We start from the raw sequence: 17,629 nt of genomic DNA, 5'->3' as shown, positions 1-17,629 counted from the left end.
CGCCAAGGAACCGCCATGAGCAATCGCCAGAAAGAGATAGCCGCCGCCCTGGATGTGGTACCCCCCTTCGCCGATGAAGCCGCCCTGCAGGCGGAGATCGAGCGGCGCAAGGCCTTCATCAAGACCTGCCTGCGCAACGCGCGGCTCAAGGTGCTGGTGCTGGGCATCAGCGGTGGCGTGGATTCGCTGACCGCCGGCCGCCTGGCCCAGGTGACGGTGGAAGAGCTGCGCGCCGAGACAGGCGACCCGGACTACCGCTTCATCGCCGTGCGCCTGCCGCACAACACCCAGCACGACGAGCACGATGCCCAGGAGTCGCTGAAATTCATCCGCGCCGATGTCGAGGACACGGTGAACATCGCCAACAGCGTGATCGGCCTCGGTGAGCAGGTCACCCACCTGCAGGCGCTGAGCGACGCCCGCCGTGATTTCGTGGTCGGCAACATCAAGGCGCGTATCCGCATGGTCGCGCAGTTCGCCATCGCCAACGCCAACGACGGCCTGGTGATCGGCACCGACCACGCCGCCGAGGCGGTGATGGGCTTCTTCACCAAGTTCGGCGACGGCGCCTGCGACCTGGCACCGCTCTCAGGCCTGGTGAAGAACCAGGTGCGCGCCATCGCCCGCTACCTGGGTGCGCCGGACAACCTGGTGCAGAAAGTGCCGACCGCCGACCTCGAAGAGCTGCGCCCCGGCAAGCCGGACGAAGAGGCCCATGGCGTCAGCTACGCCGAGATCGACGCCTTCCTGCACGGCGAGACCGTGCGCCAGGAGGCCTACGACATCATCGTGCGCACCTACGACGCCACCCAGCACAAGCGCGACCTGCCGCTGGTGCCCTGAGGCGCTACACCACCGGAGCGGGCGGCGGCTGGTCCGGAAGGGTCGGTTCGCCCGGTTCGTGGGGCTGGGTGGGTTCGCCCGGCTCCTCGGGGCTGTCCGGCCCCGGCACCTGTTGCAGCACCAGCGACGGGTCGCTGCGGGCGAGAATGGCGTCCACCAGTGCGCTGGCACTGGGCGTCAGGGCTTCGATGATGATCTGGGAGCGCATGGCAATCCTCCGGCGTTCACAGTGGCTTCAAGCAGTAGAGCCCCGCGATTGCCGAAGAATTCCGCCTATTTCCGTCCCTGCCCCGTAGCCCGGGCTTCAGCCCGGGGCTCTTCCCGAAGCGCTCTCAACGCGGGTCGTTGAAATGCACGGTGATGGAGACCAGCACCGGCTGCTCCTCGTCGCCCTGGCGGTACTCCGGTTCAAAGCCATAGCCCAGCCAGACCTCGCTGCCGTTCTTGACCACCAGGTCCGAGCGCTCGTCGCCGGTGCCTTCCAGCCCTTGCAGCCACGGGGCGGTCTGCTCGCGACGCTGGCCCAGGCGCACCTGGCCATCCAGGCTGAAACGCCAATTCGCGCCGCGTTCGCCCACGCCCTGCATCCAGCCGAGGAACAGGCTGTCGTTGTAGCCGCCCAGCTCCCAGCAGCGCACTTCGCGCAGGCGGTCACCGAGGAACACCAGCATCATCGAATTGCCATACAGCAGCCCGCGCCGCTTGCCGTACATGGGCAGCTCGGCCGTGGGCTTGCCCAGGCGCTCGACGAACTGCGCGCGGGTGGCGCTGGCCGGCAGGCCGAATGCCCCGGTACCGCTGAGCACGGAGAGCTCCGCAGCCTGCAACAACGAGCAAACGCCCAGGCCGAAGGTGAACAGGAGGGATTTGAGCAGGTTCATTCGTCAGGTTCCTTTGACTGGACAGAGCCATGAAAAAGCCGGGCATGGGCCCGGCTTTGGTCGCAACGCAGGTGGATCAGGCCTTGGGCAGGGTCACGCCGGTCTGGCCCTGGTACTTGCCACCGCGGTCGCGGTAGGAGACTTCGCAGGCTTCGTCCGATTGCAGGAAGAGCATCTGCGCCACGCCTTCGTGGGCGTAGATCTTCGCCGGCAGGTTGGTGGTGTTGGAGAACTCCAGGGTCACGTGGCCTTCCCACTCGGGTTCCAGCGGGGTGACGTTGACGATGATGCCGCAGCGCGCATAGGTGCTCTTGCCCAGGCAGATGGTCAGCACGTCACGGGGAATGCGGAAGTACTCGACCGTGCGGGCCAGGGCGAAGGAGTTCGGCGGAATGATGCAAACGTCGCTGTTGATGTCGACGAAGCTCTTCTCGTCGAAGTTCTTCGGGTCGACCACGGCGGAGTGGATATTGGTGAAGACCTTGAATTCGGCGGCGCAACGCACGTCGTAGCCGTAGCTGGACACCCCGTAGGAAATCACCCGGCTGTCGTCCGCGCCGCGCACCTGGCGCTCGACGAAGGGCTCGATCATGCCGTGTTCCTGGGCCATGCGGCGAATCCACTTGTCCGATTTGATGCTCATGGCGGGGGTCCTGTGAAGGTGAAAAATGATCGCGAATCTTACCGGGCGCGGGCCTTTCGGGCAAAGGGCAGCGACCGGTAGCGTGGCCTGGCGCCCAGCGCCGCCCAGCGGGGCTTGTGGCGGCGACGCCGACTGCGCCACTGTTGGCCCGCCCTTGTGGAGAAAGGACCCACCATGACCCCCTGGCTGATCATTCCCGGCCTGTTCTTCGCCGTCTTTTCCTTCTCGTTCTTCAAACGCCGCCGCGCAATCGGCCGGGAACGCTTCATCCGCGAGTTCCGCCCGGCCCCCTGGCTGTTCGATGAACTGCGCAAGCGCCACCCGCAACTGAGCCTGGAAGACTGCATGCTGGTGAGCGCCGGCCTGCGCCAGTACTTCCTCTGCTACCTGAAGAGCGGCTACGGCTACGTCTCCATGCCCTCCCAGGTGGTGGACGACCTGTGGCACGCCTTCATCCTCGACACCCGCGAATACAAGCGCTTCTGCCAGAAGGCCTTTGGCCGCTTCCTGCACCACCGCCCGGCACGCACCCTTTCGGGCAATGCCCGCCAGGCCGACGCCGGCCTGCGCCGCTGCTGGTGGTACGCCTGCGAGCAGGAACGCATCGACCCGCGCAAGCCCGGCCGCGTACCGCTGCTGTTCGACCTGGACAGCCGCCTGGGCATCCTCGGCGGCTTCCTCTATGTGGCCGACTGCCAGGGCGTACGCCGCAACGACAGCGGCGACGCGGGCAGTGGCGTCATCTACTGCGGCGGTGATTTCGTCGGCGCCGACTCGGGCTACGGCTCCAGCGACTTCGGCGATGGCAGCGGCACGAGCGGCAGCCATCACGGCGGCGACTCATCGAGCGATGGTGGTGGTTCGGACGGCGGCGGGGACAGCGGAGGCGGATGCGGCGGAGGCTGTGGCGGCGGGGGCGACTGAGCCCCCACCGCTGTGCGACATCAGTCGTCGCTGATGGTGATGGTCGGCATGGCGCCGGCGCCCATGCCGGACAGGGCGATGCGCGCGCCGACGCTGCGGGCCATCTCCTGGTAGATCATGGCGATCTGGCTTTCCGGGTCGGCGACGGTGGTCGGCTTGCCGCCATCGGACTGCATGCGGATGGCCATGGACAGCGGCAGGGAGGCCAGCAGCTCGACGCCGTACTGGGTCGCCAGCTTCTCGCCGCCGCCTTCGCCGAACAGGTGCTCGGCATGGCCGCAGTTGGAGCAGATGTGCACCGCCATGTTCTCCACCACGCCCAGCACCGGGATGTTGACCTTGCGGAACATCTCCACGCCCTTTTTGGCATCCAGCAGGGCCAGGTCCTGGGGGGTGGTGACGATCACGCTGCCGGCCACCGGCACCTTCTGCGCCAGGGTCAGCTGGATGTCGCCGGTGCCCGGGGGCATGTCCACCACCAGGTAGTCGAGGTCGTCCCAGGCGGTCTGGGTGATCAGTTGGATCAACGCACCGGAGACCATCGGGCCGCGCCACACCACCGGGGTGTTGTCATCGGTGAGGAAGGCCATGGACATGACTTCCACGCCGTGGGACTTGATCGGCACGAAGAACTTCTGGTCACGCACCTCGGGGCGGGTGCCCTCGGCGATGCCGAACATGATGCCCTGGCTGGGGCCGTAGATATCGGCGTCGAGGATGCCCACGCGGGCACCTTCGCGGGCCAGCGCCAGGGCCAGGTTGGCGGCGGTGGTGGACTTGCCCACACCGCCCTTGCCGGAGGCGACGGCGATCACGTTCTTGACGTTGGCCAGGGCCGGCACCTGGGCCTGGGCCTTGTGCGGTTCGATCACGCAATCGACCTCGACCTTGGCCGAGTCGATGCCGTCCTGGTTCTCCAGGGCCATCTGCAGCATCTGCGCCCAGCCGCTCTTGAACAGCCCGGCGGCATAGCCCAGCTCCAGGCGTACGTGGACCTTGCCACCCTGGATGTCGACCTCGCGCAGGCAGCCGGCGCTGACCGGGTCCTGGCCAAGGTGGGGATCGGTGAACTGACGAAGCGTGGCTTCCACCACGGCGCGGCTGACAGGCATGGAAGACTCCGGGAAAAAGACCGAGCGAAACAGGCGGGCATCTTAACCCAAAGCCCATGCAACAGATGAAAATGCCCCGCCACGCCTATATAGTTACCGACTTTCCCCGTGTTCCCAGTGCAGCCGATCACCATGACCGAAGCCCGCAAGATCCTCGTTACCAGCGCCCTCCCCTATGCCAACGGTTCCATCCACCTCGGGCATATGGTCGAGTACATCCAGACCGATATCTGGGTGCGCTTCCAGAAGATGCGCGGCAACCAGGCCATCTACGTTTGCGCCGACGACGCCCACGGCTCGGCCATCATGCTGCGCGCCGAGAAGGAGGGCATCACCTCCGAGCAGTTGATCGACAACGTGCGCGCCGAGCACACCACCGATTTCGCCGACTTCCTGGTGGAGTTCGACAACTACCACTCGACCCACTCGGACGAGAACCGCGCGCTGTCCAGCAGCATCTACACCCGGCTGCGCGACGCCGGCCATATCGCCACGCGCCCGGTGACCCAGTATTTCGACCCGGACAAGCAAATGTTCCTGGCCGATCGCTTCATCAAGGGCACCTGCCCGAAATGCGCGGCCGACGACCAGTACGGCGACAACTGCGAAGTCTGCGGCGCCACCTACGCGCCCACCGAACTGAAGAACCCCAAGTCGGCCATTTCCGGCGCCACTCCGGTGCTCAAGGAATCGCTGCACTACTTCTTCAAGCTGCCGAACTTCGACGCCATGCTGAAGCAGTGGACCCGCAGCGGTGCCCTGCAGGAGTCGGTGGCCAACAAGATCGCCGAATGGCTGGACGCCGGCCTGCAGGAGTGGGACATCAGCCGTGATGCGCCCTACTTCGGCTTCGAGATCCCCGATGCTCCGGGCAAGTACTTCTACGTCTGGCTGGACGCGCCCATCGGCTACATGGCCAGTTTCCAGAACCTCTGCGCGCGCCGCCCGGAGCTGGACTTCGACGCCTTCTGGGCCAAGGACTCCAGCGCCGAGCTGTACCACTTCATCGGCAAGGACATCGTCAACTTCCACGCCCTGTTCTGGCCCGCCATGCTCGAAGGCGCCGGCTACCGCAAGCCGACCGCGCTCAACGTGCACGGCTACCTGACGGTGAACGGGCAGAAGATGTCCAAGTCCCGCGGCACCTTCATCAAGGCGCGCACCTACCTCGACCACCTGAGCCCGGAATACCTGCGCTACTACTACGCGGCCAAGCTGGGCCGCGGCGTGGACGACCTCGACCTGAACCTCGAGGACTTCGTGCAGAAGGTGAACTCCGACCTGGTGGGCAAGGTGGTCAACATCGCCAGCCGTTGCGCCGGTTTCATCCACAAGGGCAACGCCGGCCGCCTGGTGGCCGCCAACGCCGCGCCGGAGCTGTTCGCCGAGTTCAAGGCCGCTGCGCCGAGCATCGCCGACGCCTTCGAGAACCGTGACTTCGCCCGCGCCATGCGCGAAATCATGGCCCTGGCCGACCGCGCCAACGCCTGGATCGCCGACAAGGCGCCCTGGGCCCTGGCCAAGCAGGAAGGCAAGCAGGACGAGGTGCAGGCCGTGTGTGCTGCGGGCGTCAACCTGTTCCGCCAGCTGGTGATCTTCCTCAAGCCGGTGCTGCCGAACCTCTCCGCCGCTGCCGAGCAGTTCCTCAACGTCGCCCCGCTGACCTGGGCCGACCACGAGACGCTGCTGGCCGACCACCAGCTGAACGCCTTCACCCCGCTGATGACCCGCATCGAGCCGGCGAAGATCGACGCCATGGTCGCTGCCTCCAAGGAAGACCTGGCCGCCGCTGCACCGGCCCCTGCCGGCAACGGCGAGCTGACCAAGGACCCGCTGGCCGCCGAGATCGGCTTCGATGCCTTCGCCGCCGTCGACCTGCGCATCGCGCTGATCGAGAAGGCCGAGTTCGTCGAAGGCGCCGACAAGCTGCTGCGCCTGTCCCTGGATATCGGCGACGAGAAACGCAACGTGTTCTCCGGCATCAAGAGCGCCTACCCGGACCCGAGCAAGCTGGAAGGCCGCCTCACCCTGTACGTGGCCAACCTGGCCGCGCGCAAGATGAAGTTCGGCGTCTCCGAAGGCATGGTCCTGGCCGCCGGCCCCGGTGGCGAGGAGATCTACCTGCTCAGCCCCGACAGCGGCGCCAAGCCCGGCCAGCGCGTGAAGTAATACGCGCCGGCCATCACGAAGCGCCTGCCCGCTCACCGGCCAGGCGCTTCGTCGTTTCAGGAACCGATAAACCACGCGACACCACGCAAGGAACGCACATGATCAAGCACTGGACCCTGCCCCTGCTGCTGGCCCTCACCGCCCTGGCCGGCTGCTCCCAATCAGAAGGTGAAGGGAGCGGCGGTGCAGCCGCCTTCCGGGGCGAAGCCTCCAAGCCTGGCGCCTTCCTCGCCTACGAGCACCAGGTCACCATCCACCTCGCCGCCGAAAACGTTGCCCCGCGCCTGGCCGCCGCCCGCGAAGCCTGTGGTGACGGCCGCTTCGGCACCTGCGACCTGCTGGCCATCGAGCAGAGCCAGGGCGACTACCGTGCCGGCCAGCTGGTGCTGCGCATCGTGCCCGAAGGCGTGGAGAAAATGGTTGCCCTGGCCGCCGAAGGGGGTGAACTGGCAAGCCGCAACACCCGCGCCGAAGACCTGGCCCAGGCCGTGGGCGACAACGCCCGCACCCGCGAGCGCCTGGAGCGCCAGTACAAAACTCTCGAGGAGTTCCAGGGGCGCAAGGACCTGGCCGTCGCCGACCTGCTGGCCCTGGCCCGCGAAATGGCCGAGCTGGAAGTGCAGCTGGCCGCCACCAGCCAGGAAGCCGCCCAGCAGCAGCGCCGCATCGCCACCAACCTGCTGACCCTGGACTTCACCACCGACCAGCAACGCCCGAGCCGCCTGTCGCGCATCGGCGACACCGCCTCCGGCCTGCTGGACAACGCCACCGAAGGCACCGCCCAGGCCCTGGAGATGCTCGGCTACGGCATTCCCTTCGTGATCATCATGTTCCCCCTGGCGCTGCTGGTGCGCTGGCTGTGGCGCAAGGCCACGCGCCGCAACAAGGCCGTCGCCCAAGGCTGAGCTAGCCTTGCTGACAAGGGCCGCGACCGTGCGGCCCTGTACCGCTCCGGCAGCATCCCGGATAATGCGCGGCCTTTTCGATAGACCCGACGCCCCTGACCATGACCGACTTCATCCTCGCCCTGCTCGGCGCAGCGCTGGTCAACAACCTGATTCTCGTCCTGCCCCTGGGCACCGACGCCCTGCGCCAGTCCCGCAGCCGCAGCCTGGCGCTGGCCGGCGGCCTGCTGCTGGTGCTCGCCACGCCGCTGGCCTGGGCCCTGGACCGGCTGCTGGCGCCCCTCGGCCTGGGCTACCTCGGCATCGCCCTGCTGCTCCCCGCCCTGCTGCCGCTGGCCTGGGCGAGCCTGGCCCTGCTCGCCCGCCTCGCGCCGCACCTGCCCCGTGACGGCCTGCTGCCCCTGCTGCTGGGCAACGGCGCGGCACTCGGCGCCATGCTGCTGGCCGCTGCCGGTGATTTCGCCAGCGCCCTCGGCCTGGGCATCGGCGGTGGCATCGGCTTCTGGATCGCCCTGCGCCTGTTCGACGACCTGCTGCAACGGGTGGAGGCGGCCGACGTGCCCGCGCCCTTCCGCGGCCTGCCGGTGATGCTGATCTGCGCCGGGCTGATGGGCGTCGCCCTGCTCGGCTTCAACGGCATGGTGGCCTCATGAGCCAGGCGGCGCTGATCCAGCGCATCGACGCCCTGCTGCCCCAAACCCAATGCGGCAAGTGCGGCCACCCCGGCTGCCGGCCCTACGCCGAGGGCATGGCCCGGGGCGAGGCGATCAACAAGTGCCCGCCCGGCGGCAACGCCACCATCATCGCCCTGGCCGACCTGCTGCAGGTGCCGACACTGCCCCTGGAGGCCCCCGGCGGCCAGGTGCCGCCACAGCTGGCGTTCATCCGCGAGGCCGAGTGCATCGGCTGCACCAAGTGCATCCAGGCCTGCCCGGTGGACGCCATCGTCGGCGCCGCCAAGCAGATGCACACGGTGATCGCCGACGAATGCACCGGCTGCGAGCTGTGCGTGGCGCCCTGCCCGGTGGACTGCATCGACATCCTGCCCCTGGCGGAACCGGCGGCCGCCGAGCAACGCCAGCGCGCCGACCAATTCCGTCATCGCTACGAACAACGCAACCGCCGCCTCGCCCGCGACGAAGCCCGACGCCTGGCCGAGCGCGAAGCCCGCGCTGCCAGGGCGGCACAGGCGCAGGCGCGGCAACCGGTGGCGACGCCCACGCCCAGTGACCCGGTGCAGGCCGCCATCGAACGGGTCAAGGCGCAGAAGGCCGCGGCCGGCATCCAGACCGAACGGCAGAAACGCCTGAAGATCGAGGCCGCGCTGGCCAGGGTCGCCCTGGCCAAGGCCGAGAAGCAGCTGGAGGTCTACGGCACCTCCGATATCGCGGCCGAAGTGGAAGCGCTGCGCGTCGCCAACGCCAAGGCCCAGGCCGCACTGGAAGCGGCCAACGAAAGCACGCCGACCGCCCTGGACCAAGCCGCCTACAAGAAGGCCAAGATCGCCGCCGCCATGGGCCGCACCCAGCTGGCCAAGGCGGAGAAGGCCTTTGGCGATGAGCCGGACGCCGAGCAGCGCAGCCAGCTGGACGCACTGCGCGCCAGCGTGGCCCAGGCCGAAGCCGAGCTGGATCGCCTGCAAGGCGCCCAGCCGGCCGCCGCCCCCACACCGGGCATGGCCGCACTGAAGCAGGCGAAGATCGCCCTGCTCAGCCGCCGTACCGAACTGCGCAGCGCCGAGGCCCGTGGCGCCGCCGAAGCGGAACTGGCACCCCTGCGACAGGCCCTCGCCGACGCCGAGCAGGCGCTGCACGCCGCCGAGGACGCCAGTGGCAAGACCCCGCCGGACCTGCAACGCATCGACAAGAACCCCATCGACCCGGCCCTGCGCGCGCTGAAGACCGAGCTGGCCATGGCCCGCGCCGAGGTGAGCAAGCTGGAGCGGCGCCAACCCGTCGACGACCAGGCCCTGGCCCGCGCCCGGGAACGCCTGGCGCGGGCCCAGGCGCAGCTCGACGGGCACCCGGGAGCATGACAACGCAGCCCGGCTTCGACCCGCGCCCAGGCATGCGCCTGGTGCTGCTGGCCTGCCTGCCGGGCCTGCTTGCACTGCTCTGGCAGTACGGCTGCGGCACCCTGGTGCAACTGGCCATCGCCATTCCCACCGCACTGGCCGGCGAGGCCCTGGTGCGGCGCCTGCGCAGCCAGCGCATCGCCCCTACCGAGGCCCTGTTCGGCCTGGCGCCCCTGGCCGAGGGCGGCGCCTTGGTAACCGCCGTGTTGCTGGCTCTGGCGCTGCCACCCTATGCGCCCTGGTGGCTGGCCCTGTGTGCGAGTGCCTGCACCATCCTGCTGGGAAAATCGCTGTTCGGTGGCTTCGGCCACAACCCCTTCAACCCGGCGATGCTCGGCTTCGCCCTGGCCCTGCTGGCCTTCCCCGCCCACTTCACCCACTGGCCCGCCGCCGGCCAGGTCCACGGCCCCTGGGGCGCCTTGCAACAGGTGTTCGGCTTCGGCAGCGGCCTGGTGGATGGCTGGAGCCAGGCCACGGTGCTGGACACCCTGCGCCACAACGACCGCCTGACCATCGACGAGCTGTTCGCCGGCCACGGCGCCTTCGGTGGCGTCGGCGGGCACGGTGCCGAGTGGGTCAACCTGGCCTTCCTCGCCGGCGGCTTGATCCTGCTGCAACAGAAGGTGATCCGCTGGCACGCACCGGTGGGCATGCTCGCCGCGCTCTTCGTCGCCGCGCTGCTGTGCTGGAACGGCAGCGGCTCGGACTCCAACGGCTCGCCCCTGCTCCACCTGTTCTCCGGCGCCACCATGCTGGGCGCCTTCTTCATCGTCACCGAGCCGGTTTCCGGCCCTGCCAGCGACCGCGCGCGCCTGCTGTTCGGCGTGGGCGTCGGCCTGCTGGTCTATGGGATCCGCACCTGGGGCGGCTACCCGGACGGCCTGGCCTTCGCGGTGCTGGCGATGAACCTGCTGGTGCCCACGCTGGAACGGGTCGCCGCACGCGGGGTACGCCCATGAACGGCCGCTCGCTGGCGGTGTTGCTGGCGCTGGGCCTTGGCGGCCTGGCGCTGCTGGTCGCCTCGTACCAGGGGCTCGGCCCGCAGATCACCGCGGCCGCCGTGGATGCCGACGAACGCGCGCTGCTCGACCTGTTGCCGCCCGGCAGCTACGACAACCACCCCCTGCGCGAACCGATCGCCCTGCCGGACGCCGAGACCCTGGGCCGCCCCGCGCCCACCGCCGCCTGGCTGGCGCGCCATGAAGGCAAGGTGGTGGCGTTGCTGCTGCCGGTCACGGCCGCCGGCTACGAAGGCCCGATCCGCCTGCTGCTGGCCATCGCCCCGGACGGCCGCCTGTTGCGCAGCAAGGTGCTGGAACACCGCGAGACCGCCGGCATCGGTGACCGTATCGAGCCCGCCCGCAGCCCCTGGCTGGCAAGCCTGGAAGGCGTCTCACTGGATAGCCGCCCGGGGGAGTGGCGAGTGAAGGCCGATGGCGGCGCGTTCGACCAGATCGCCGGCGCCACCATCACGTCCCGCGCCGTGGTCGCCGCGACCCAGCAGGGTTTGCGCTACTTCGATGCCCACCACGAGCAGCTGCTGGGGGCTGCGCCATGAAGCCCGCCATCGCCCTGCCCCTGCTTGGCCTGGCGCCCCTGTTGGGCGCCAGCGATCTACTGGTCAAGGCGCTGGGCATCGCCCTGGCTGCCCTGCCGCTGCTGACCCTGTTCGGCCTGCTGCTGCCTGCGCTGCGCCGTGCACTCTCGGGCCATGCCCTGTGGTTCGGCGCTCTGCTGCTGGCCGGCGTGCTGGTGGGCCTTGCCCAGTTGCTGATGCAGGCCTTCGCCTTCGAGCTGCATCGAGCCCTGGGCCCCTTCCTCGCCCTGCTGGCGCTGCCCTGCCTGCTGCTGGTGGCGAGCGAGCCCGCCGGCCCCAGCGCCGGCCTGCGCCAGGGGCTGCTGTTCGCCGCGTGCGCCCTGTTGCTGGGTGCGCTGCGGGAACTGCTCGGCCACGCCAGCCTGCTGGCCCACGGCGAATGGCTGGGCCTTGGCGCCCTGCACTGGCAGGCGGCTGCCGACGGCCTGCCGCTCTTCGCCTCGGCGCCGGGAGGCCTTATCCTCCTGGGCCTGCTCCTGGCGCTCGCGCGCCTCAAACCCTAATCAGAAGCCGTCGACCATGAATGCCGCCAAACGCCTGGAAATCTTCCGCCGCCTGCATGAGGACAACCCCGAGCCCAAGACCGAACTGGCCTATTCCTCGCCCTTCGAGTTGCTGATCGCGGTGATCCTCTCCGCCCAGGCCACCGACGTCGGGGTGAACAAGGCCACGGCCAAGCTGTTCCCGGTGGCCAACACGCCGGAGGCCATTTATGCCCTGGGCGTGGAGGGGCTGTCGGAGTACATCAAGACCATCGGCCTGTACAACAGCAAGGCGAAGAACGTCATCGAGACCTGCCGCATTCTCGTGGAGAAGCACGGCAGCCAGGTGCCGGACGAGCGCGAGGCGCTGGAGGCCCTGCCCGGCGTCGGCCGCAAGACCGCCAACGTGGTACTCAACACCGCCTTCCGCCAGCTGGCCATGGCGGTGGACACGCACATCTTCCGCGTCAGTAACCGCACCGGCATCGCCCCCGGCAAGAACGTGCTGGAGGTGGAGAAGAAGCTGCTCAAATTCGTACCAAGGGATTACCTGCTCGACGCGCACCATTGGCTGATCCTGCATGGACGTTATGTCTGCGTGGCCCGCAAGCCGCGCTGTGGCGCCTGCCGGATCGAGGACCTGTGCGAATACAAGGCGAAAACCTCGGACGATTGAGGCTTCATTGAACAGCTCGATGCTTCGATTGAAAAAATCTTTTTTACCGGCCCCTGCTTTGTCGCTATAAGGTGCGCCAATAGCGCCCCGCATCGTGGAGTGACCGTATGAGCACAGCCAAAGAAGAGATCGAGACCGAGGAAGACTTCGTCGTCGAGGACGCTGATGATGGCGAGGCTCCGGTCGAGGTTGCCAAGACCAACCTGACCAAGCGCCGCATCATCGACAACTACCTGGAAGAGCGCCGCCTGCAGAAGCAGTTGTCCGATTACGATTTCGACCTCTGATGTGAAGCCACCCGAAAGCCCCGCCGATGCGGGGCTTTTTGTTGGCCGGGTTTCACCTAGGTTGGCGTCGAGCCTGCGAGGCCCAACGGTGCCGGGCTGAACATCGCTGCGTTGGGCTTCGTGCCTCAGCCCAACCTACAGACGAAAAAAAGCCCCACATTGGCGGGGCTTCTTCAGGCGCCTGGCGCTCAGTCGTTGCGCGAGGGCGAGAGCAGTTCGATCTTGTAGCCGTCCGGGTCTTCGACGAAGGCGAGGATGCTGGTGCCGTGCTTCATCGGGCCCGGCTCGCGGGTGATCTTGCCGCCACGGGCGCGGATGTCTTCGCAGGCCTTATAGACATCGGCCACTTCCAGGGCGATGTGGCCGTAGCCGGTGCCCAACTCGTACGTGTCCACACCCCAGTTGTAGGTCAGCTCGATGACGCTGTTCTCGGCTTCGTTGCCGTAGCCGACGAACGCCAGGGTGAACTGGCCGTCCGGGTAGTCCTTGCGACGCAGCAGGGTCATGCCCAGGACTTCGGTGTAGAAGGCGATGGATGTGTCCATGTCGCCGACGCGCAGCATGGTATGCAGCAGTCGCATCTCGGTTTCTCCTCATTGGCTTGAAACGACAAGCCCCGGCTCGTGACCGGGGCTTGGAAGGCAGCTTAAAGCCGCAAGCCCGAAGCGGGAAGTCTTCCCGCTTCAGGCTCTCGGCTTCCAGCTCAGAACAGCTTGCGGCCCTTGCCGGCGGCGATGCGCATGCGCAGGGCGTTGAGCTTGATGAAGCCCGCCGCGTCCGCCTGGTTGTAGGCGCCGCCGTCTTCCTCGAAGGTCGCGATGTTGGCATCGAACAGCGAGTCGTCGGACTTGCGGCCGACCACCACGACGTTGCCCTTGTACAGCTTCAGGCGCACGACACCGTTCACGTTGGTCTGCGAGGCGTCGATCATCTGTTGCAGCATCAGGCGCTCGGGGCTCCACCAGTAGCCGGTGTAGATCAGGCTGGCGTACTTGGGCATCAACTCGTCTTTCAGGTGGGCCACTTCGCGGTCCAGGGTGATCGACTCGATGGCGCGGTGGGCGCGCAGCATGATGGTGCCGCCGGGGGTCTCGTAGCAGCCACGGGACTTCATGCCGACATAGCGGTTCTCGACGATGTCGAGGCGGCCGATGCCGTTCTCGCCACCGATGCGGTTCAGCTCGGTCAGCACCTGGGCCGGGGACATGTCCTTGCCGTCGATGGCGACGATGTCGCCGGCGCGGTAGGTCAGCTCGATGTAGGTGGGGGTGTCCGGCGCCGCTTCCGGCGACTTGGTCCACTTCCACATGTCTTCTTCGTGCTCGGTCCAGGTGTCTTCCAGCACGCCGCCTTCATAGGAGATGTGCAGCAGGTTGGCGTCCATGGAGTACGGCGACTTCTTCTTGCCGTGGCGCTCGATCGGGATGGCGTGCTTCTCGGCATAGTCCATCAACTTCTCGCGGGACAGCAGGTCCCACTCGCGCCAGGGGGCGATCACTTTCACGCCCGGCTTCAGCGCATAGGCGCCCAGCTCGAAGCGGACCTGGTCGTTGCCCTTGCCGGTGGCGCCGTGGGAGATGGCGTCGGCGCCGGTCTCGTTGGCGATCTCGATCAGGCGCTTGGCGATCAGCGGACGGGCGATGGAGGTACCCAGCAGGTACTCGCCTTCATAGATGGTGTTGGCGCGGAACATCGGGAACACGAAGTCGCGGACGAACTCTTCGCGCAGGTCGTCGATGTAGATTTCCTTGACGCCCATGGCCTGGGCCTTGGCACGGGCCGGCTCGACCTCTTCGCCCTGACCGAGGTCGGCGGTGAAGGTCACCACTTCGCAGTTATAGGTATCTTGCAGCCACTTGAGGATTACCGAGGTGTCCAGGCCACCGGAATACGCCAGGACAACCTTCTTTACGTCCGCCATGCCATCAACTCCACGGGGTTGTGCGAAAAACCCGTGATTCTACTGACCCTGGCGGCCAAATTACAGTGGCGCGACAGGCAATGACGACCAAGCGACAGATTCTTTCGTCGAATCGACCCGGGCGGGCTCAGGACGCCGCGCCCTGGGTGGCCTTGTCGGCCTCGGGGATGATCGGTGCAGGGGCCGCTGCCGGCGTTTCGGCGGGAGGCGGTGCTTCGGCTTCGCGAGACAGGGCGAGGGTGACGCGACGGTTCTTCGCCCGGTTGGCTTCGTTGCTGTTGGGCACCAGCGGGTAGCGCTCGCCATGGAAGCGCATGACCATGTGCGACTCGGGAATGCCGTTGGCCTTGAAGTAGTCGAACACCGCCAGGGCGCGACGGCGCGAGAGGTCGCGGTTGGTCAGGCGATTGCCGGCGTTGTCGGAGTGACCGTCGATCTCGACGTGGTTCACGCTGGGATCGGCCTTGAGGTAGTCGAGGATGATCTCCAGCCGCGCACGGCCCATTTCGTCCAGCGCCGTGCCGCCGCCCGGGAACGAGACCTGGGCGCTCTTGATCTGGTCGAAGTTCACCGGCAGCAGCTTGGTGGTGCAGGCGAGGTAGTCGTTGTAGGCCTTGTTGAAATTCACCGGCAGCAGGCGCACTTCCATGGCTTCGCCGCCCTGCAGGGTACGATGGCGTACCAGCGGGCTGCGGCCTTCCAGCAGGCCGGTGAGCAGGCGCCCACCCTGGAGCTGGCTGCTGTTGAACGGGACTTCGCCATTGCCGACGCTGACGGCGCCCAGGTTGATGTCGCCACGCCCGGGCTGCCAGGGGGCGGCGGCGGCCAGCAGGGTGGCCGAACCGGCGCCCATCCAGCGTTCGCGGGCCTTGAGACGGAAGGTCACCTGCTCGCCGGCGCGGCGCACGAACTCACCGCTGCCGAAGTCGGTGATCGGTTGCGACAGGCGGCACTCGAACTTGTCGCCCTCGACCGCCCACTCGGCCTTCTCCAGGCGCGTCTGGAAGGTGATGGCCATGGCCGGAAGGCTGGCGAACAGGCTGAGCAGGGCGACATAGCACTGGCGCACGACGGCGGGCTCCACGGGAAATTTCTGCACTCCCTAGGGCTATCGGTGGCGGCCTGCAAAACTTGAGTGGATTCGCCGTATCCGTTCGTTGCCCGCAGCGCCGCCGCAGGGTCTTCGCTGTCACACCGTGAAAAAACCGCCGACGCCTTGAAACACAAGCCCCGCGTGCCCCGAAAAAGCTTTTCCGGTAGCATGCACGACGAGTTTTGCCCGCCTGGAAGCCCCCCATGTCCGACCGTTTGACCTTGCTGCGCCCCGACGACTGGCACATCCATCTGCGCGATGGTGCCGTGCTGTCCCACACAGTCGCCGATGCCGCGCGCACCTTTGGCCGCGCCATCATCATGCCCAACCTGGTGCCCCCGGTGCGCAACGCCGAAGAGGCCGATGCCTATCGCCAGCGCATCCTCGCCGCACGCCCGGCCGGCAGCCGCTTCGAGCCGCTGATGGTGCTCTACCTCACCGACCGCACCCGCCCCGAGGACATCCGCGCGGCCAAGGCTTCCGGCTTCGTCCATGCCGCCAAGCTGTACCCGGCCGGCGCGACCACCAACTCGGATTCGGGCGTCACCAGCATCGACACCATCTTCCCGGCCCTGGAAGCCATGGCCGAAGTCGGCATGCTGCTGCTGGTCCACGGTGAAGTGACCCGTGGCGATGTCGACGTGTTCGACCGCGAGAAGATCTTCATCGACGAGCACCTGCGCCGCGTGGTCGAGCGTTTCCCGACCCTGAAGGTGGTCTTCGAGCACATCACCACCCGCAACGCCGTGCAGTTCGTGGAGGCCGCCTCGGCCAACGTCGGCGCGACCATCACCGCCCACCACCTGCTGTACAACCGCAACCACATGCTGGTCGGCGGCATCCGCCCGCACTTCTATTGCCTGCCGATCCTCAAGCGCAACACCCACCAGGAAGCCCTGCTGGATGCGGCCACCAGCGACAGCACGCGCTTCTTCCTCGGCACCGACTCGGCGCCCCACGCCAAGCACGCCAAGGAAGCCGCCTGCGGCTGCGCCGGCTGCTACACCGCCTACGCAGCCATCGAGCTGTATGCCGAGGCCTTCGAGCAGCGCAACGCCCTGCACAAGCTGGAAGCCTTCGCCAGCAAGAACGGCCCGGACTTCTACGGCCTGCCGCGCAACACCGACAGCATCACCCTGGTCCGTGAAGAATGGACCGCCCCCGCAAGCCTGCCGCTGGGCGAGCAGACCGTAATCCCGCTGCGCGCTGGCGAGAAGCTGCGCTGGCGCCTGCTGGAGAAAAACGCGTGAGCGAAGACCTGTACGACGACGAGCTCGACGGCAGCCTGCCCCAAGGCCCTCGCCACCCCATGGCCGCCCGCTTCCGCGGCTACCTGCCCGTGGTGGTGGACGTGGAGACCGGCGGTTTCAATGCCGCCACCGACGCCCTGCTGGAGATCGCGGCGACCACCATCGCCATGGACGAACAGGGCTTCCTCTACCCGGACCACACCCACTTCTTCCGCATCGAGCCGTTCGAAGGCGCCAACATCGAACAGGCGGCGCTGGAGTTCACCGGCATCAAGCTCGACCACCCGCTGCGCATGGCGGTGAGCGAAGAGCACGCGCTGAATGAAATCTTCCGGGGCCTGCGCAAGTCGATCAAGGCCAGCGGCTGCAAGCGCGCCATCCTCGTGGGGCACAACAGCAGCTTCGACCTGGGCTTCCTCAATGCCGCCGTGAACCGCACCGGGCTCAAGCGCAACCCCTTCCACCCCTTCTCCAGCTTCGACACTGCCACCCTCGCCGGCCTCGCCTACGGGCAGACCGTCCTGGCCAAGGCCTGCCAGGTGGCCGGCATCGAGTTCGACGGCCGCGAAGCCCACTCCGCGCGCTACGACACCGAGAAGACCGCCGAGCTGTTCTGCGGCATCGTCAACCGCTGGAAGGAAATGGGCGGCTGGATGGAAGACGACGACTGAGGTCGCCGTTATCCACAGCCCCTATATAAGAAAGCCCGGCCAATGCCGGGCTTTCTTTTACCTGGGCTTTACGTTGCCCCGTAGTTTGGCGCCGAGCGCAG

At 67.4% G+C, this 17,629-nt stretch carries 20 protein-coding genes; 13 read left to right on the top strand and 7 right to left on the bottom strand.

Translation table 11 applies throughout. The features are described 5' to 3' along the window. Positions 1-15: 15 nt before the first annotated feature. Entirely contained in the window at positions 16-843 is an 828-nt protein-coding gene (gene nadE / locus RTW82_RS25025) for an ammonia-dependent NAD(+) synthetase (protein WP_316926788.1), read from the top strand. A gap of 4 nt (positions 844-847) precedes the next feature. On the opposite strand, the gene RTW82_RS25020 is transcribed toward nadE, so the two are convergent. The 3 genes from RTW82_RS25020 to dcd all read right to left on the bottom strand — a co-directional run bounded on the left by RTW82_RS25020 (position 848) and on the right by dcd (position 2,367). Beyond that, positions 848-1,051, bottom strand: a complete 204-nt coding sequence (locus tag RTW82_RS25020) for a hypothetical protein (protein WP_213630748.1) — start codon at positions 1,049-1,051, stop codon at positions 848-850. 124 nt (positions 1,052-1,175) lie between these two features. Continuing rightward, positions 1,176-1,724 (bottom strand): hypothetical protein, encoded by a 549-nt coding sequence (locus tag RTW82_RS25015; protein WP_316926787.1) that lies wholly within the window; start codon positions 1,722-1,724, stop codon positions 1,176-1,178. A gap of 76 nt (positions 1,725-1,800) precedes the next feature. Next, positions 1,801-2,367 carry a dCTP deaminase gene (dcd, locus tag RTW82_RS25010; RefSeq protein WP_016491514.1) on the bottom strand — a complete coding sequence of 189 codons (567 nt, stop codon included), beginning with the start codon at positions 2,365-2,367 and terminating at the stop codon, positions 1,801-1,803. A 174-nt stretch (positions 2,368-2,541) separates the two neighbouring features. On the opposite strand from dcd, the gene RTW82_RS25005 reads away from it, so the two are divergent. After that, positions 2,542-3,291 (top strand): hypothetical protein, encoded by a 750-nt coding sequence (locus RTW82_RS25005; protein ID WP_316926786.1) that lies wholly within the window; start codon positions 2,542-2,544, stop codon positions 3,289-3,291. A 20-nt stretch (positions 3,292-3,311) separates the two neighbouring features. Here the strand turns inward: RTW82_RS25005 and apbC are convergent, their stop codons facing one another. Beyond that, a complete protein-coding gene (apbC, locus tag RTW82_RS25000; RefSeq protein WP_316926785.1) occupies positions 3,312-4,403 on the bottom strand; it encodes an iron-sulfur cluster carrier protein ApbC in 1,092 nt (363 codons plus the stop codon). 132 nt (positions 4,404-4,535) lie between these two features. Here apbC and metG point away from each other — a divergent pair, with 132 nt between their 5' ends. From metG to RTW82_RS24955, 9 genes are all read left to right on the top strand, one after another. After that, positions 4,536-6,572: a methionine--tRNA ligase gene (metG, locus tag RTW82_RS24995; RefSeq protein ID WP_316926784.1), complete on the top strand. Its 2,037-nt coding sequence runs from the start codon at positions 4,536-4,538 to the stop codon at positions 6,570-6,572. A gap of 101 nt (positions 6,573-6,673) precedes the next feature. After that, positions 6,674-7,477: a DUF4349 domain-containing protein gene (locus tag RTW82_RS24990; protein ID WP_410478850.1), complete on the top strand. Its 804-nt coding sequence runs from the start codon at positions 6,674-6,676 to the stop codon at positions 7,475-7,477. Between the two features lie 101 nt (positions 7,478-7,578). Further along, a complete protein-coding gene (locus tag RTW82_RS24985) occupies positions 7,579-8,130 on the top strand; it encodes an Rnf-Nqr domain containing protein (protein ID WP_043242816.1) in 552 nt (183 codons plus the stop codon). Continuing rightward, the gene (gene rsxB, locus RTW82_RS24980) at positions 8,127-9,512 is read left to right on the top strand and encodes an electron transport complex subunit RsxB (protein ID WP_316926782.1); all 1,386 of its coding nucleotides are present in this window, start codon (positions 8,127-8,129) and stop codon (positions 9,510-9,512) included. Before RTW82_RS24985 ends, rsxB begins: the two co-directional genes overlap by 4 nt. Beyond that, entirely contained in the window at positions 9,509-10,510 is a 1,002-nt protein-coding gene (locus tag RTW82_RS24975; RefSeq protein WP_316926781.1) for an RnfABCDGE type electron transport complex subunit D, read from the top strand. The genes rsxB and RTW82_RS24975 overlap by 4 nt, the downstream gene beginning before the upstream one ends. Continuing rightward, complete coding sequence (locus RTW82_RS24970; RefSeq protein ID WP_316926780.1) at positions 10,507-11,109, top strand: RnfABCDGE type electron transport complex subunit G; 603 nt, start codon at positions 10,507-10,509, stop codon at positions 11,107-11,109. The genes RTW82_RS24975 and RTW82_RS24970 overlap by 4 nt, the downstream gene beginning before the upstream one ends. Then, positions 11,106-11,651 carry an Rnf-Nqr domain containing protein gene (locus RTW82_RS24965; RefSeq protein WP_316926779.1) on the top strand — a complete coding sequence of 182 codons (546 nt, stop codon included), beginning with the start codon at positions 11,106-11,108 and terminating at the stop codon, positions 11,649-11,651. The genes RTW82_RS24970 and RTW82_RS24965 overlap by 4 nt, the downstream gene beginning before the upstream one ends. 16 nt (positions 11,652-11,667) lie before the next feature. Then, entirely contained in the window at positions 11,668-12,306 is a 639-nt protein-coding gene (nth, locus tag RTW82_RS24960; RefSeq protein ID WP_043242820.1) for an endonuclease III, read from the top strand. Between the two features lie 107 nt (positions 12,307-12,413). Next, the gene (locus RTW82_RS24955; RefSeq protein ID WP_021219177.1) at positions 12,414-12,593 is read left to right on the top strand and encodes a PA3496 family putative envelope integrity protein; all 180 of its coding nucleotides are present in this window, start codon (positions 12,414-12,416) and stop codon (positions 12,591-12,593) included. Between the two features lie 188 nt (positions 12,594-12,781). Here the strand turns inward: RTW82_RS24955 and gloA are convergent, their stop codons facing one another. The 3 genes from gloA to RTW82_RS24940 form a co-directional block, all read right to left on the bottom strand. Beyond that, positions 12,782-13,174, bottom strand: a complete 393-nt coding sequence (gloA, locus tag RTW82_RS24950; RefSeq protein ID WP_316926778.1) for a lactoylglutathione lyase — start codon at positions 13,172-13,174, stop codon at positions 12,782-12,784. A 122-nt stretch (positions 13,175-13,296) separates the two neighbouring features. After that, positions 13,297-14,514 (bottom strand): argininosuccinate synthase, encoded by a 1,218-nt coding sequence (locus RTW82_RS24945; protein ID WP_263401131.1) that lies wholly within the window; start codon positions 14,512-14,514, stop codon positions 13,297-13,299. Positions 14,515-14,641: 127 nt separating this feature from the next. Next, positions 14,642-15,583: a flagellar protein MotY gene (locus tag RTW82_RS24940; RefSeq protein ID WP_410478846.1), complete on the bottom strand. Its 942-nt coding sequence runs from the start codon at positions 15,581-15,583 to the stop codon at positions 14,642-14,644. Positions 15,584-15,810: 227 nt separating this feature from the next. Between RTW82_RS24940 and pyrC the strand changes: the two genes are divergently transcribed. Together pyrC and rnt are read left to right on the top strand one after the other, a co-directional pair. Then, a complete protein-coding gene (pyrC, locus tag RTW82_RS24935) occupies positions 15,811-16,857 on the top strand; it encodes a dihydroorotase (RefSeq protein WP_316926777.1) in 1,047 nt (348 codons plus the stop codon). Continuing rightward, positions 16,854-17,528 carry a ribonuclease T gene (gene rnt / locus RTW82_RS24930; RefSeq protein ID WP_021222780.1) on the top strand — a complete coding sequence of 225 codons (675 nt, stop codon included), beginning with the start codon at positions 16,854-16,856 and terminating at the stop codon, positions 17,526-17,528. The genes pyrC and rnt overlap by 4 nt, the downstream gene beginning before the upstream one ends. The last annotated feature ends 101 nt before the right edge of the window (positions 17,529-17,629 follow it).

This window comes from Pseudomonas sp. zfem005, assembly GCF_032621735.1.
Lineage (GTDB): Bacteria > Pseudomonadota > Gammaproteobacteria > Pseudomonadales > Pseudomonadaceae > Metapseudomonas > Metapseudomonas solani.
Note: the sequence above shows the minus strand (reverse complement) of the source record. Positions and strands in the feature narration are given on the sequence as shown.